Annotated in this window: 11 protein-coding genes and 1 pseudogene; 8 read left to right on the top strand and 4 right to left on the bottom strand. The window is 68.2% G+C overall.

What is annotated here, in order from left to right:
- A pseudogene (locus J7I84_RS10440) lies at positions 1-548 on the top strand (amino acid permease); the annotation flags it as partial.
- A 39-nt stretch (positions 549-587) separates the two neighbouring features.
- Positions 588-2,303, top strand: a complete 1,716-nt coding sequence (locus J7I84_RS10435; protein WP_214944202.1) for a thiamine pyrophosphate-dependent enzyme — start codon at positions 588-590, stop codon at positions 2,301-2,303.
- A 120-nt stretch (positions 2,304-2,423) separates the two neighbouring features.
- Here the strand turns inward: J7I84_RS10435 and J7I84_RS10430 are convergent, their stop codons facing one another.
- Complete coding sequence (locus tag J7I84_RS10430; protein WP_214944200.1) at positions 2,424-2,771, bottom strand: hypothetical protein; 348 nt, start codon at positions 2,769-2,771, stop codon at positions 2,424-2,426.
- Positions 2,772-3,017: 246 nt separating this feature from the next.
- On the opposite strand from J7I84_RS10430, the gene J7I84_RS10425 reads away from it, so the two are divergent.
- Positions 3,018-3,227 carry a hypothetical protein gene (locus tag J7I84_RS10425; protein WP_214944230.1) on the top strand — a complete coding sequence of 70 codons (210 nt, stop codon included), beginning with the start codon at positions 3,018-3,020 and terminating at the stop codon, positions 3,225-3,227.
- Between the two features lie 208 nt (positions 3,228-3,435).
- On the opposite strand, the gene J7I84_RS21915 is transcribed toward J7I84_RS10425, so the two are convergent.
- Positions 3,436-3,744, bottom strand: a complete 309-nt coding sequence (locus J7I84_RS21915; protein WP_311381114.1) for a hypothetical protein — start codon at positions 3,742-3,744, stop codon at positions 3,436-3,438.
- Between J7I84_RS21915 and J7I84_RS21910 the strand changes: the two genes are divergently transcribed.
- A complete protein-coding gene (locus J7I84_RS21910) occupies positions 3,674-4,087 on the top strand; it encodes a DUF4232 domain-containing protein (RefSeq protein WP_311381115.1) in 414 nt (137 codons plus the stop codon). The genes J7I84_RS21915 and J7I84_RS21910 overlap by 71 nt on opposite strands.
- A gap of 136 nt (positions 4,088-4,223) precedes the next feature.
- Here J7I84_RS21910 and J7I84_RS10415 read toward each other — a convergent pair whose 3' ends face one another.
- Positions 4,224-4,697, bottom strand: a complete 474-nt coding sequence (locus tag J7I84_RS10415) for a DUF4383 domain-containing protein (RefSeq protein ID WP_214944196.1) — start codon at positions 4,695-4,697, stop codon at positions 4,224-4,226.
- Between the two features lie 192 nt (positions 4,698-4,889).
- On the opposite strand from J7I84_RS10415, the gene J7I84_RS10410 reads away from it, so the two are divergent.
- From J7I84_RS10410 to J7I84_RS10400, 3 genes are all read left to right on the top strand, one after another.
- A complete protein-coding gene (locus tag J7I84_RS10410; RefSeq protein ID WP_214944194.1) occupies positions 4,890-6,446 on the top strand; it encodes an FAD-dependent oxidoreductase in 1,557 nt (518 codons plus the stop codon).
- A 162-nt stretch (positions 6,447-6,608) separates the two neighbouring features.
- Positions 6,609-11,726 (top strand): DEAD/DEAH box helicase, encoded by a 5,118-nt coding sequence (locus J7I84_RS10405; RefSeq protein ID WP_214944192.1) that lies wholly within the window; start codon positions 6,609-6,611, stop codon positions 11,724-11,726.
- A complete protein-coding gene (locus J7I84_RS10400) occupies positions 11,719-12,549 on the top strand; it encodes a DNA-formamidopyrimidine glycosylase family protein (RefSeq protein WP_214944190.1) in 831 nt (276 codons plus the stop codon). The genes J7I84_RS10405 and J7I84_RS10400 overlap by 8 nt, the downstream gene beginning before the upstream one ends.
- Before the next feature lie 18 nt (positions 12,550-12,567).
- Here the strand turns inward: J7I84_RS10400 and J7I84_RS10395 are convergent, their stop codons facing one another.
- Positions 12,568-13,188 carry a YitT family protein gene (locus tag J7I84_RS10395; RefSeq protein WP_214944188.1) on the bottom strand — a complete coding sequence of 207 codons (621 nt, stop codon included), beginning with the start codon at positions 13,186-13,188 and terminating at the stop codon, positions 12,568-12,570.
- A 60-nt stretch (positions 13,189-13,248) separates the two neighbouring features.
- On the opposite strand from J7I84_RS10395, the gene J7I84_RS10390 reads away from it, so the two are divergent.
- Positions 13,249-14,760, top strand: coding sequence for a PLP-dependent aminotransferase family protein (locus tag J7I84_RS10390; protein WP_214944186.1), 1,512 nt, complete (start codon positions 13,249-13,251; stop codon positions 14,758-14,760).
- Positions 14,761-14,883 lie beyond the last annotated feature (123 nt).

Genomic DNA, 14,883 nt, shown 5'->3' with positions numbered 1-14,883 from the left:
TCACCGCCGCCCTGTCCTCCCTCAACGCCGGGCTCTACTCCACCGGCCGGATCCTGCGCTCCATGTCCGTCAACGGCTCCGCCCCGCGCTTCGCCTCCCGCATGAACAAAGCAGGCGTCCCCTACGGCGGCATCGCCATCACCGCCACCGTCTCCCTCCTCGGCGTCCCCCTGAACTACCTCGTCCCCGCCGAAGCCTTCGAAATCGTGCTGAACATCGCCTCCGTCGGCATCGTCATGACCTGGGCCACCATCGTGCTCTGCCAAATCCAACTCAAACGCTGGGCCGACAAAGGCTGGGTCGAACGCCCCTCCTTCCGGATGTTCGGCGCCCCCTACACCGGTTACCTCTCCCTGCTCTTCCTCGCCGGGGTCCTCATCATGGTCTTCATCGACTCACCCCTGACCATGCTCGTCACCGCCATCGCCTCCATCCTCATGATCGCCGGCTGGTACGCCTGCCGCACCCGCATCCGCCAAATCGCCGAAACCCGCGACGGCTACACCGGAACCTCCCCCGTCATCGCCAACCGGACGCCCATCTCCTGACCGCAATACTTCCGCCGACCTCCGAGCTAAAGAAAGAACATGACACCAGAGCCGCAGCCCACCCTGACCACTTCCCGTACCCAGCCCGCCGTCGTCGTCCATCACCAGGACCCCGCGGTGCCCACCCAGAAATCCGCCGGGCACGTCATCGTTGATTCGCTGGTTGCCCACGGCGTGGAACGCACCTACGTGGTACCCGGCGAGAGTTTCCTCGACGTGCTGGACGGCCTGCACAGCTCCGACATCGAAACCATCGTGTGCCGGCACGAGGGCGGGGCCGCGTACATGGCGGAGGCCGACGGCAAGATGCAACAGCGCCCGGGCGTCGCGATGGTCACGAGGGGGCCCGGCGCCGCGAATGCGCACGTGGGCCTCCACACCGCCTGGCAGGACTCCACCCCCATGCTGCTGTTCGTGGGCCTGATCCCGTTTGCCCACCGCGACAGGGAGGCGTTCCAGGAGTTCGACATCAAGTCCTGGTTCGATACCGGCGCCAAGCGCGTCATGGTCCTTGACCATCCGGAACGCGCCTCGGAGATCGTGGCCGAAGCCATGTTTGCGGCCATGAGCGGACGGCCCGGGCCCGTGGTGGTCGGCCTGCCCGAGGACGTCATCCGGCAGCAAATCAGTCCCGTACTGCACCCCGCGATCCCCGTGGCTGCGGGCGGCATGAGCAGCTCCGACGCCGCTGCGCTGAAAGCTGCCCTGGCCGAATCCAGCAAGCCGCTCTTCGTCACCGGCGGCAACGACTGGACCCAGGACGCCGCCCACCGGCTCACCGCCTGGCTCGAGCAGCACCACATCCCGGCCGCTGCCGAATGGCGCACCCAGGGCACGGTCTCCTTTGATTCGCCGTCCTATGTGGGGCCCATCGGGTACGGGCGGCCGCGGCCCACGTATGACCTGCTGGAGGAGACCGACCTCCTGGTGTTTGTGGGCACGGTGCCCGGAGATGTGATCACTGACGGGTTCGTCTGCCGCCAGGACTGGAGCAAGAAGAACTTCCTGGTGACGGTTGACCCCTCGCTGCGCGGACGGTCCGGGCCTGTGTCCCGGCAGATCCTGGCCAAACCGGAAGCCTTCGTCCGCGACCTTGAGGGCATCAGCCCGCCGGTAAAGGAGGAGTGGACGGACTGGACGGCGAGGATGCGGGCGGAACAGGAAAGCTTCGGGGCGCTCCCTCCGGCCCGGCCCGCTCCGGGCAGGGCGAGGATGGACACCCTGATGGCCAACCTGGTGCCCCGCCTTCCGGAGGATGCCATGGTGACGTTCGGGGCAGGCGAACACACCAACTGGGCCCACCGGTATTTCCCTACCCGCCGCTACGCCTCCATGATCAGCGCGCGCAACGGTTCCATGGGGTACTCGGTACCGTCCGCCATTGCCGCATCGCTGGCGGAACCGGGACGCCGCGTGGTGACCATCGCCGGGGACGGGGAATTCCTCATGAATGGGCAGGAGTTGGCCACTGCGGCCCAGTACGGCGCCACGCCCCTGGTGGTGGTCATGGACAACCAGGAATACGGCACCATCCGGACGCACCAGGAGCGGCACTACCCGCAGCGCGTGTCCGGGACGCAGCTGAAGAACCCGGATTTCGCGCTGATGGCAAAGGCTTTCGGTGGATTCGGCATCACCGTCACCGAGGACCAGGACGTGCCGGCGGCCCTGGAAGCCGCGTTGGCAGCCATCGACTCCGATGGCGTGTTCGCCTTGATCCACCTCGTCGTAGAGCAGCGCGTGAAGGCCTATTAGGGCAACGGGCCATGAGGGCGTGCGGCGCGCCGGGGTGACGCGGACGACGGCGGGACTTGCCGCCGTCGTCCACGCGCTTCAACTGCCTGTCAGCAGCGCTCGTTTGCGCCCTAAAAGCAGCTAGAGCCGGTCTGTCCGGTCCTCGCCAGCCTTGTGGCCGGTCCCGCGAAGGTTCTCCTGGACCTTGCCGAACAGGTCCTTGATGGTGGACTCCGCATTGGAAATGACATCCACCGGTACGAAGACCTCGTGGGTCGCCGGCAGGTCGTATTCGTCCTTCAGGTGCGTGCCGTTACCAACCCCGGTCAGGGACAGGTAGACCATGGCCTCTGTCCGCGCGATTCCGGCAAGTTTGCCGAACACCACCGTGAACTCGTTCGGCTGGAAACTAATGGTCTGCCCGATGTGGCTGCGGCCCAGTTCACCCGCGGGAACGGCCTTCTCCGACTGGCTTCCGGTGTAGTCCATGAACTTCTCCTTCGATCGCCAACACGTACGCAGGCAGTCTAACCCTGGCCCTTCGCAGCGTCACAGGCCGTTGGTCCCCGCAGGCCACAGGCCAACACTGGCGATTGCTGGAGCGGTGCACAAAGGCTGTTCGCCGGAAGTAGCCATTCCTCCATTGAACCGGACAATCGCGTACCTGTTTGATGGCATCACCGGGCGGCAACGGCCGCCCGGCCAAACTGCTTAGAAGGAAAAACCGTGACTTCAATGACGAGCCGCGTACAAAGCCCGGTCCGCTGGGACACCGTCGGGATCGGTGACGCCGTGGAACTCAAAAGGAATGGACGCACCGTGTTCAGCGGCGCGGTGGACGCCAGGACCGACGACGGCGATGTGGTCTGGGTGACAGCTCCTGCGGGCGGCCGGCGCCTGTTCCACATCGCAGACGGCTTCGACCTGGCAGGGGTGCCGGCATGACTGACTGCCCGGAGGACTGCCACTACTGCACCGGCCCGGAGACCGACTGAAGGACCGGGAGAATCCGGCGGTCGGAGCAACGCCCGGGCCGGTAAGCAGGCAACGCATTTGGCGCCCGGATCATCACGATCCGGGCATCAAATTGCCGCGATGGAGGCGGCATCGTTGACGCGGGCAACGGCTACCGCGAAGGTGGTGCCATGAGGTCTCAGAAAATTTCCCAGGGGTTGGTTATGACGACGGCGGCCGCAGCGGCGGCGCTGTTGCTCACCGCGTGCGGTCCAAGCCAGCCGCAGTCCCAAACAACGGCGTCGCCCTCCGGCAGCGGGCAGGCCAGCCAGTCCGCCACGCCGTCGGCCAGCACGCCGCCTCCGGCGTCTTCGGCGCCGCCCGTGTCCACGCCGTCCTCCCCCGCTCCGGGCACCACTGCCGCCGGCCAGCCCGGGCTGTGCAAGGCAGCGGGGCTCACCGCCGCCACCGACGCCTCCGGGGGCGGCGCGGCCGGCAGTGTCTTCATGAAGCTCAACCTGACCAACAAGGGCTCCGATCCCTGCATCCTCAGGGGATTCCCCGGCGTCTCCCTGGTGGCGGATGCCGCGGGCGCCCCCATCGGCGCTCCGGCAACACGGGATGATTCGGCTGGCGTCGTTGACGTCCTCCTGGCCCCGGGACAGACCGGCACCGCCGTCCTCCGCTACACGCAGGCCCGAAACTACCAGGGCTGCACAGCCGTGGATGCCGCCGGTTACCGGGTCTACCCGCCGGAGGACACCGACTCCCTGTTCATCCCGCAGCCCACCACGGCCTGCAGCAACGCGGACATCACGCTGCTCAGCATCGGAGCATTCCAGCCCGCCTGACCACTGGGGAAAGACCCTGAACAAACGGAAGGCGGCCCGGCTGACAAGCCGGGCCGCCTTCCGTACTGTTGGGCCGGCGTCGGACGCTTCTGGTTCGACGCCGGCCCTTCCAGTGCTTACCGCATTGCTGTGGTGCTTACCGCGTTGCGGTGCTGGTGCGGCCTGCCCGCGCGGTGCCGCGGGACAGAACCACGCCCAGGCCGATCATGGCCACTCCGAGGATGAAGTGCAGCCAATTGTCCGCGGTGTTGACGGGCACGAAGTTGGCCGCGCTGTCCTGGCCGATGAGCAGGCCGTAGAGCCAAAGCACCAGGTAGATGGCCCCGCCGACCACCAGGTAGTTCCGGGAGGCAGCCGCACTGCGCGCCATGGCAACGCCCGCGATTCCGAAGAGCAGGTGGACGATGTTGTGCAGGATCGAAACCTGGAAGAGACCCAGCAGCAGCGCCCCGGAACCATGTCCCGCGAAGCCCAGGGAGTCGTAGTTGGAGGTGATGCCCGGGATGAACCCCAGGATACCCACCAGGAGGAAGACCACGCCTACGGCAAGGGTGGCTTTTTGGATATTGGTCCGGCCTACGGTGCGACCGCCGGAATTCATGGTTGTCATGATGTCTCCTGCTTGTGTCGTTGGTGCATTCTGGCTGCCGGGCGGTGCGCGACCAATCGTTCTCGACCGTAGACTTAAACCCCGACATTGTAAGTATACTTATCAAATACGGCGTGGGCAGTACGGGTCAGTAACAGACCCATCACAAAGTGGCCTGTGAAAGGCCTTGAGCCGGAGGCAGGTTGGACTGGCATGACATCGATTTGGCTGGACCGCAGGGACCCCTTTACCTCTGATCCATTCGAACCGGACACCAGGTACGACACCGTGGTGGCCGGTGCCGGCCTCACCGGCCTGGTTGCGGCCTTGCTGCTGGCCAGGTCCGGGCAGAGCGTGCTGGTGCTGGAAGCCCGGCACCCCGGCGCCGTGACCACCGGCAACACCACGGCCAAAGTAACCCTGCTCCAGGGAACGTTCCTGTCCCAGCTTGCCCGCCAGTACTCGCAGAAACAGGTGCAGGCCTACGTTGACGGAAACCGGGAAGGACAGGCGTGGCTGCTGCGCTACCTGGAGGAACACAAGGTGCCGTTCCAGCGCCGCGACGCCTACACCTACGCCGCCTCCGCGCAGGGCACTGAGAAGCTGCGGGAAGAGATCAGCGCCGCGGGTACCGCGGGCCTGGACGTTGACTACGTGCGCGACGCCGGCCTGCCCTTTCCGGTGCACGGCGCCGTGCGCATGCGGAACCAGGCCCAGATCAACCCGATGGACGTCCTTGACGCCCTGGTGGCGGACATCCGCAGCCGCGGCGGACGGATCGTCAGTGGTGTTCGCCTCCGCGACGTGACCGGAGATTCCCCCTCTGCCGTCCGGACCGACCGGGGCAGCGTCAGGGCGGACAAGGTGGTCCTGGCCACCGGTATCCCCGTCCTGGACCGCGGCCTCTATTTCGCGAAGCTGAAGCCAAGCCGCTCCTACGCGGCCGCACTCCAACTCGCGGAGGACCAGGCACCCCCGCCCGGGATGTACATCTCCGTGGAGCAGCCCACCCACTCCCTCCGCGACTACGAGGTGGACGGCAGGAACCTGCTGCTGGTGGGTGGCCACGGCAACCAGGTAGGCCGCACCGGGTCGGAGAAGGCACACCTCAGCGGCCTGCTCGACTGGGCCGGGCAGCACTACCCCGGCGCCGTCACGACCCATACGTGGTCCGCGCAGGATTACATGGCCACCAACCTCATGCCGTTCTTCGGGAAACTACCCCGCGGCAAGGGCCAGATCTACTTTGGCACCGGCTACAACAAGTGGGGAATGACGAACGCCGTGGCCGCCGCCCTGGGCATCTCGGCGGACATCCTGGGCGGACAGGTGCCCTGGGCCGACACCATCCACCACCGGATCACGTCGCCCGCAGGTGCGCTCTCCGCCGTCGCCCTCAACGCCGGCGTGGCTGCGAGGATGGCGTCGGACTGGGGAAAGGTGACCGCCGAGGGCCGGAAGATCGGCGGCCTGAAGCGGGGCACGGACCAGGCGCCCGTTCCCGTGGCGACTGGTCCTTCTGCGGTAGCCATCCCGCCGGAAGGGCAGGGCAAGGTCTACCGTGACGGCAACAGGCCGGTGGCGGTGTCGACGGTGGAAGGAACCACGTGCCGGTTGTCGGCAGTGTGCACCCACATGGGCGGCATCCTGCACTGGAACGACAATGAACGGACGTGGGACTGCCCGCTGCACGGCTCCCGCTTCACCAACGAGGGCAAGCTGCTGGAGGGCCCGGCCACCAAGGACCTGCCGGAGGCCGGAACTGCCTGAGTGGGGATCACCTGGGCAGGGACCAGTTGAGCGGGATATCGCCGGGCGGAAATATCAGCCTGGCGGTGCCAAATTCACTTGGGATCCTGCAGAATTCGGCTGCAGGCGGAACACCATGCCGTCCCGGAGTTGGCTGTCGGTGCCTTGGGGCATGATGGAGGCATGAACCAGGAACAGCGCCCTGCCGGCAGCGGTGGATCCGGCGCGGCCGCAGCCATGGGCCAGTTCAGCCGGCCCACCCGGGACTGGTTCCTCGGCGCATTTTCCGAGCCGACACCTGCCCAGGCCGGGGCCTGGAACGCCATCTCCTCCGGCTCGCATGCGCTGGTGGTGGCCCCCACCGGTTCCGGAAAGACCCTCGCGGCCTTCCTCTGGGCACTGGACCGGCTTTTGCACTCAGCGTCCCAGGCCCCCGATGCCGGCGCTGATCCGGCACCCGCAAAGGGAAAGCGGACCCGCGCGCCCAAGCGCAAGACCCGCGTCCTCTACATTTCGCCCCTTAAGGCGCTGGGTGTGGACGTGGAACGGAACCTGCGGTCACCCTTGATCGGCATCACCCAGACGGCCAAGCGGCTGGGACTTCCGGCACCGCTGATCACGGTGGGGGTCCGGTCCGGGGATACGCCCGCAGCGGAGCGCCGCGGGCTCCTCAGTAACCCGCCGGACATCCTCATCACCACGCCCGAGTCGTTGTTCCTCATGCTTACTTCAAAGGCCCGGGAGACCCTGGCGGAGGTGGACACCATCATCATCGACGAGGTCCACGCCGTGGCCGGCACCAAACGTGGCGCGCACCTCGCTGTCTCCCTGGAGCGGCTGGACGCGCTGCTGCCCAAACCTGCGCAGCGCATCGGGCTTTCCGCCACTGTGGAGCCCAAGGAACTCGTGGCCCAGTTCCTTGCCGGCTCGGCCCCCGTGGAAATCGTCGCGCCGCCGGCCAGGAAGAACTGGGACCTCACCGTATCCGTACCCGTGGAGGACATGTCGGACCTGCAGGGTGCTGCGGGAGCGTTCGATTCCGGTCCCGCGTCCGGGCTCCAGCCGCAGGCATCCATCTGGCCTCATGTGGAGGAAAAAATCGTCGACCTGGTGCTGGCCAACCAGTCCACCATTGTCTTCGCCAATTCCCGGCGCCTTGCCGAGCGGCTGACGGCCAGGCTCAACGAGATCTACGCCGAGCGCCAGCTGGTCGCTGTAGGCGGCGGCTGGGACGAACCCGGTCCGGAAGGGCAGGCGGCCTGGGGCGAAGCACCTCCGGGGGGACCGGCGTCGGGCGTTCCCGCATCAACGGCCACGCCGGCGCACATGATGGCCCAGGCCGGGAGCTCTGCGGGGGCAGACCCGGTGCTGGCCCGGGCCCACCACGGTTCCGTTTCAAAGGACCAGCGCGCACTCATCGAGGACGACCTCAAGTCGGGGCGGCTGCGGTGCGTGGTGGCAACGTCATCGCTGGAGCTGGGCATCGACATGGGTGCGGTGGACCTGGTGGTGCAGGTGGAGTCGCCGCCCTCGGTAGCCAGCGGCCTGCAGCGGGTGGGCCGTGCCGGGCACCAGGTGGGCGAGATTTCCCAGGGCGTCCTTTTCCCAAAGCACCGGGCAGACCTGGTCCACACGGCCATCACGGTGGAGCGCATGCTGGACGGCAAGATCGAGCGGCTCAGCATTCCTGCCAACCCGCTGGACATCCTTGCCCAGCAGACCGTGGCCGCCACGGCCCTGGGCAGCATCGACGTGGAGGAATGGTTCAGCACCGTCCGGCGTTCCGCGCCGTTCGCGTCCCTCCCCCGGTCAGCGTTCGAGGCCACCCTGGACCTGCTGGCGGGGCGGTACCCGTCCGACGAATTCGCCGAACTCCGGCCCAGGATCATCTGGGACCGCAATGCCGGCACCATCGAGGGCCGGCCGGGAGCCCAGCGCCTGGCCGTCACCTCCGGCGGCACCATTCCGGACCGCGGCCTGTTCGGCGTCTACATCATCGGCACCGAACAGGAAGGTTCGGCCTCCCCTTCGGAGGACGGCAAACCGGCGCGCGCGCCCAAGGGCGGCCGCCGCGTGGGGGAGCTGGACGAGGAAATGGTTTACGAGTCCCGGGTGGGTGACGTCTTTGCCCTGGGCGCCACCAGCTGGAAGATCGAGGACATCACGCACGACCGCGTCCTGGTCTCCCCTGCGTTCGGGCAGCCCGGAAAGCTGCCGTTCTGGAAGGGTGACTCGCTGGGCCGCCCAGTGGACCTGGGCCGCGCCCTGGGCGCGTTTGTTCGCGAACTGTCCGCGTCCGACGTCGCCCCAGCCACCGAGCGCTGCAAGGCCAGCGGACTGGACGACTTCGCCGCCAACAACCTCATCCAGTATCTCACCGAGCAAAAGCAGGCCACCGAAGTGGTTCCCAGCGACACCACACTGGTGGTGGAGCGGTTCCACGATGAACTGGGCGACTGGCGTGTCATCCTGCACAGCCCGTTTGGCATGCCGGTGCACGCGCCGTGGGCCTTGGCCGTGGGGCAGCGGCTCCACCAGCGCTACGGGCTGGACGGCTCGGCGATGGCGGCCGACGACGGCATTGTGTTGCGGGTGCCCATGATGGAGGACGAGCCGCCCGGCGCCGAGTTGTTCCTCTTCGACCCCGAGGAACTGGAGCAGATCGTCACCGCCGAGGTGGGTGGCAGCGCCCTGTTCGCGTCGCGGTTCCGGGAATGTGCTGCCCGCGCGCTCCTGCTGCCCCGGCAGACCCCCGGCAAACGCCAACCCCTGTGGCAGCAGCGCCAGCGGTCCGCCCAACTGCTGGATGTGGCCAGGAAATATCCCACCTTCCCCATCGTGCTGGAGACTGTGCGCGAATGCCTGCAGGACGTCTACGATCTGCCGGCGTTGAAGGACATCGCCGCGTCCGTGGAACGGCGGGAGCTGCGGATCCTGCAAACCACCACGCAGCAGCCCTCGCCCTTCGCCAAGTCCCTGCTCTTCGGCTACGTGGCCCAGTTCCTCTACGAGGGTGATTCCCCGCTCGCGGAACGGCGCGCCGCCGCCCTGGCGCTGGACTCCACGCTCCTCAACGAGCTGCTGGGCAGGGTGGAACTGCGCGAACTCCTGGACGCCAAAGTCATCGAGGCCACCGAACGCGAGCTGCAGCGCCTTGCCCCGGACCGGCGTGCACGCGGAATGGAAGGCGTCGCGGACCTGCTGCGGTTGCTGGGACCGCTCGCCCCCGAGGAAGCCGCAGCACGGCTTCAGGGTGTTCTGGGGCAGGACGCCGCTGTGGTTGGCCAGGCCGAGGCCGCGCCTGTAGATGCTGTGGCCGTCGAAGCCACGCCCGGAGTCCCCCTCGAAGCTGTGCCCATGGAGGCAGCCGCCCCCGCCACCGTTGCGGAAGCGGCGGCGCACCTGACCGCCCTCCAGCGCGCCAACCGCGCCATCAGGGTCAACATCGGCGGCGTGGAACGCTTCGCGGCAGTGGAGGATGCCGCCCGGCTCCGCGACGCCATCGGCGTGCCGCTGCCCATGGGAGTTCCGCTGGCCTTCATCGAGCCGGTTGCCGATCCCCTGGGCGACCTCGTCTCCCGGTATGCCCGCACCCACGGCCCCTTCACCGCAGCGGAGGCGGCGGCCCGGCTGGGTCTTGGCGTGGCAGTGGTGGGCACGGCGCTGAAACGCCTGGCGGCAGATGGACGTGTGGTGGAAGGCGAATTCCGGCCGCACGTCACCCCACCCGGAACCGCACACCCGGACTCCCCACCGCAGGAGGACGCCGCCCACGAATCCGGCCTTGGTGCCGAAACGCAGCCACCGGATGAACCGCCGCCACCTCCTGCCGGCTCCTCGGCCGGCATCACGCACACCGTCGCCAGTGAATGGTGCGACGCCGAAGTACTGCGCAAGCTCCGCCGTCGTTCGCTGGCCGCCCTGCGCGCGGAAGTGGAGCCGGTGGACGGCGCCGCATACGGACGCTTCCTGCCCGCGTGGCAGCATGTCAGGACCCCGGGCGGCGGCCGTGGCCAGCCCTCCCTGCGGGGCCTGGACGGCATCATCACCGCTATCGACCAGCTCTCGGGAGTGCCCGTGCCCGCCTCGGCATGGGAACCCTTGGTGCTGGCCACCCGCGTATCCAACTACCAGCCGGCCATGCTGGATGAACTGATGGCCGCCGGTGAAGTCCTGTGGTCCGGTGCCGGGTCGTTGCCCGGGAACGACGGCTGGATCAGCCTTCATTTGGCGGACTCAGTGGAATTGACGCTCAACCCGTCGCCCGAGTTTGAACCGGGGGACGCCGGCCGGCGGCTCCTGGACCACCTGCGGAACAACGGCGGCGGGTATTTCTTCCGGCAGCTGACCGAGGTGGCCGGGGGCATGGACACCGTCCTTAGCGACCAGGAGGTGGTGGCCGCGCTCTGGGACTTGGCGTGGGCCGGGAGGATCACCGGAGACACGTTCTCCCCTGTCCGCGCCCTGATTGCCGGGGGCCACACGGCCCACCGCCAGGTGGCCCGCGCACCGCGCGCCAGGGCGCCGCGGCTGGGGCGCCTGGGCCGTTCCCACGGGACAGGCCTGATGGGATCCCCCGGGCTCGCCGGTGGCCGGTATGGATCGCAGGGTGCCGCCACCCCGCCCACTGCCGCCGGCCGTTGGTCTGCCCTGCCCGAGCCTGAACTTGATGCCACCGTCCACGCCCGCGCTACCGCGGAACTGCTGCTGGACCGTTACGGCGTGGTCACCAGGGGCTCCGTTATGGCAGAGCAGATCCTGGGCGGCTTCGGGCTCATGTACAAGGTGCTGGCCCGGCTGGAGGAGGCAGGCCGCTGCCGCCGCGGCTACTTCATCGAACACCTCGGCGCCGCCCAGTTCGCGGTTCCCGCCACCGTGGACCGGCTCCGCTCCTACTCAGAGGACACCCAGCTGGCAAAGGTGGAACCCGTGGCCCTGGCCCTCGCCGCCACCGATCCCGCCAACCCCTACGGTGCCGCCCTGCCCTGGCCGGCCTTGCAGGATGACGCCGGCACCGGCCACCGGCCCGGCCGGAAGGCCGGTGCGCTGGTTGTGCTGGTGGACGGGGCGCTGGTCCTCTATGTGGAGCGCGGCGGGAAGACCCTGCTTGCCTTCAGCCAGGACGACGCCGTCCTGGCGGCGGCAGGTGCGGCGCTGGTGGGTGTGGTGACCCGCGGAGCAGTGGACAAGCTGATCATGGAGAAGGTGAACGGGCACGGAATCCTGGATACTCCGGTCGCCGTTGCCCTCAGCTCCGCCGGCGCCTACTCCACGCCGAAGGGACTGAGGATCCGTGCCTGAGGGCGATTCCGTCTGGCGGGCCGCGCACCAATTGCATGCGGCCCTCGCGGGACAGACACTGATTGCCTCGGACTTCCGTGTGCCCCGGTTCGCCACGCTGGACCTCTCCGGCTGGACTGTGGACGAGGTGGTCCCCCGGGGCAAGCACCTGCTGATGCGGGTGGTCGGCCCGGAGGACAAGCGGCTGACCATCCACTCGCACCTGAAGATGGAAGGTGCCTGGCAGGTCTATCCACCCGGCGGGAGATGGCGCAAACCGGGTTTCACCGCACGGTGCGTCCTTCGTACCGCCGTGGCCGACGCCGTCGGTTTCTCCCTTGGAATCGTGGAAGTGGTGGCCACCGCCAATGAGGATTCGATCGTCGGATTCCTCGGCCCGGACCTCCTGGGCCCGGACTGGGACCTGGACGAGGCCGAACGCCGTGTCAGGTCGCGTCCCGAGGTTCCCATCGGCGTAGCGCTGCTGGACCAGCGAAACCTGGCGGGGATCGGCAACATCTACCGCTGCGAAGCGTGCTTCCTCTCCGGAATACATCCCGCCACCCCCGTCGCCGGCGTCGCGGACGTGCGGACCCTGATGATCGACGCGAAGCAGCTCTTGGAGGTCAACCTGGGCCCGGGACGCCGTGTCACCGTCCTCAATCCCCGTGGCTTGCCGGTAGGCAGGATGGCCGGCCGGCCGGGCTACTGGGTGTACGGGGGTGAGCGACGGCCATGCCTGAAATGCGGCACCCCCATCCGGCGCGGGCTCCTGGGCAAGCCGAACGGCGAAGAGGAACGGGACATCTATTTCTGCCCCAAGTGCCAGCCCGCGCCGGCCTGACATCCGGTCTGGGTGGTGTTAGCAGTTCGCGGGGCTGGGCTCCTTGGCGGATTTGGACTCCCCGGTTCCGACCATGAAGCGCGGCAGCAATATGTGCACCAAGGGACCGATCGCCAAGGCGTAGACCACGGTACCCGCGCCCACCGATCCACCGAGCAGCCAGCCGGCGGCCAGCACCGTCACCTCGATGAGCGTGCGGGAGAGCCTGACGGACCATCCCGTGCGCCGGGCCAGGCCGGTCATCAGGCCGTCCCGGGCACCTGGCCCGAAACCGGCGCCGATGTAGCAGGCCGAGGCAACGGCGTTCACCAGCACGGCCCCCGTGAGAAGGCCAGCCTGAACGGCCAGATGGGTCGCCGGCGGGATCAGTGCCAGCCCGATGTCCGCGAAGACGCCCACCAGGACGGCGTTGCAGAGCGTTCCGAAGCCGGGCATCTGGCGCAACGGGATCCAGAGCAGCAGCACCAGGAAACTTACGGCGATCACCACCACGCCGATGCTCAGCCCGCTGCGGTTGGCCAGCCCCTGGTGGAACACGTCCCACGGGTCCAGGCCCAGGCCGGCCCGGATGAACATGGCCAGGGAGATGCCGTACATGGCGAGGCCGGTGAAGAGCTGGACGAGTCTGCGGGTCATCATGCAACCATGCTCGCAGCCAACTGGCATTCAATTACATATCCAGTCTGAAATACTGGCTACATGGCTGCTGCCCTTACCGCCCTGGCTTTGTCCCGCCTTCTTGGACCGTGGAACAGCGGACCCGGGCCCGCGTACCGTGAACTGGCGGACGTGGTGCGGCTGCTCATCCTTGACGGGCGGATCCCGCTGGATACAGCCTTGCCCAGCGAGCGCTCGCTGTGCTCAACCCTGGCGGTCAGCCGGACAACCATCACGGCCGCATACTCCAGCCTCCGGGACCAAGGCTTCCTGAGCAGTGGCCAAGGCAGCCGCGGCAAGACCCGCATCCCCGAACTGACTCCCTTCGGTCCGGCGCTCTTCGGCCCGCAGCCGCCTTCCGCCGGCGCCCTGGCAGCACCCGGGCTCACCGCACCCGGGCTCACCGCGCCCGGTCTGACGGCGCCCGGAGGACTGGTGGACCTGGCCTATTCGGCGCTGCCTGCCAGTGGGGAGGTGGTGCACCGGGCCTTCGCCGCGGCGCTGACGGAACTCCCCGCACTGCTGCCGGGGTTCGGCTACGACGCCCTGGGACTGCTGCCCCTGCGGCAAGCGATTGCGGACCGGTACACCGCCGCCGGAGTGCCAACGCAGCCGGGCCAGGTCATGGTGACCTCCGGCGCCCAGCACGCCCTCACCATCATCATCCGCACCCTGGCAGACCGGCAGGACCGCATCCTGGTGGAGCATCCCAGCTACCCCCACGCGCTGGATGCCATCCGTTCCGCCCGGTGCCGCCCCGTCCCGGTGGCCTTCGCCGAGTCCGGCTGGGACCTTACCGCCATGGAATCCGTGATGGCCCAGCAGCAACCGAAGCTCGCCTACCTGGTCCCGGATTTCCATAACCCCACGGGGATGATCATGCCTGACGCCCAGCGCCGCCGGCTGGCCCGCGCGGCCGCCCTGGCCGAAACCGTGCTGGTCGCGGATGAGACGCTGCGCGACCTGAACCTCGACGGCGTTGCCACCACTCCCCTGGCCGGCTTCAGCAGCGCCGTGGTGTCTATCGGATCGCTGAGCAAGTCACACTGGGCAGGCCTCCGTACCGGCTGGATCCGCGCTTCGGAGGCCATGATTCAGCGGTTTGCCGCGGCCCGTACCACCCTGGACCTTGGCGGCCCCGTCATGGAGCAGCTCGCGGCGGCGCACCTGGTACGGGCACTGGAGGAGCCGCTGCCCGCACTGCTGCAGACGCTGCGCCGTAACCGGTCCGCGCTGCTCGGCCTCCTGGCGGAGCACCTTCCCGCATGGCAGGTGACTCCGCCTGCCGGTGGCCTCTCCGTGTGGTGCCGGCTCCCCGCGCCCATCAGCACTGCGCTGACCGTACTGGCCCCGGAATTCGGCATCAGGCTGGCGGCCGGACCCCGGTTCGGAATCGGCGGCGCGTTTGAACGCAACCTGCGCGTGCCCTTCACCCTCCCGCCGGACAGGCTCGAGATTGCGGTCCTTGCCCTCCGGGCGGCCCAGGACAGGCTTGATGCCGCGCCCCAGCTGCGGCGCTCCCTGACCCAGGCGCCCGCCGTCGCCATCGCCTGAGCAGACAACTGGACCGATACATCTGTACCCGTGCCACGGGGTGGCACCTGTCGACGCCGCAAACATGCTGCGACCCGCTCGTTACCTGGCGCGGGGGGTATATCGGGTGCGTCAGGTAACGAG

The sequence above is a fragment of the Arthrobacter sp. ISL-85 genome, from assembly GCF_018613675.1.
GTDB lineage: Bacteria > Actinomycetota > Actinomycetes > Actinomycetales > Micrococcaceae > Arthrobacter.
The sequence above is the reverse complement of the archived record's forward strand: the minus strand, read 5'-3'. Positions and strand labels throughout refer to the sequence as shown.

Excerpts from the sequence above, each read along its gene's own strand:
- J7I84_RS10435 (WP_214944202.1), top strand. The coding sequence starts at position 588 with ATGACACCAGAGCCGCAGCCCACCCTGACCACTTCCCGTACCCAGCCC.
- J7I84_RS10430 (WP_214944200.1), bottom strand. The coding sequence starts at position 2,771 with ATGGACTACACCGGAAGCCAGTCGGAGAAGGCCGTTCCCGCGGGTGAA.
- J7I84_RS10425 (WP_214944230.1), top strand. The coding sequence starts at position 3,018 with ATGACGAGCCGCGTACAAAGCCCGGTCCGCTGGGACACCGTCGGGATC.
- J7I84_RS21915 (WP_311381114.1), bottom strand. The coding sequence starts at position 3,744 with ATGAAGACACTGCCGGCCGCGCCGCCCCCGGAGGCGTCGGTGGCGGCG.
- J7I84_RS10415 (WP_214944196.1), bottom strand. The coding sequence starts at position 4,697 with ATGACAACCATGAATTCCGGCGGTCGCACCGTAGGCCGGACCAATATC.
- J7I84_RS10410 (WP_214944194.1), top strand. The coding sequence starts at position 4,890 with ATGACATCGATTTGGCTGGACCGCAGGGACCCCTTTACCTCTGATCCA.
- J7I84_RS10405 (WP_214944192.1), top strand. The coding sequence starts at position 6,609 with ATGAACCAGGAACAGCGCCCTGCCGGCAGCGGTGGATCCGGCGCGGCC.
- J7I84_RS10395 (WP_214944188.1), bottom strand. The coding sequence starts at position 13,188 with ATGATGACCCGCAGACTCGTCCAGCTCTTCACCGGCCTCGCCATGTAC.
- J7I84_RS10390 (WP_214944186.1), top strand. The coding sequence starts at position 13,249 with ATGGCTGCTGCCCTTACCGCCCTGGCTTTGTCCCGCCTTCTTGGACCG.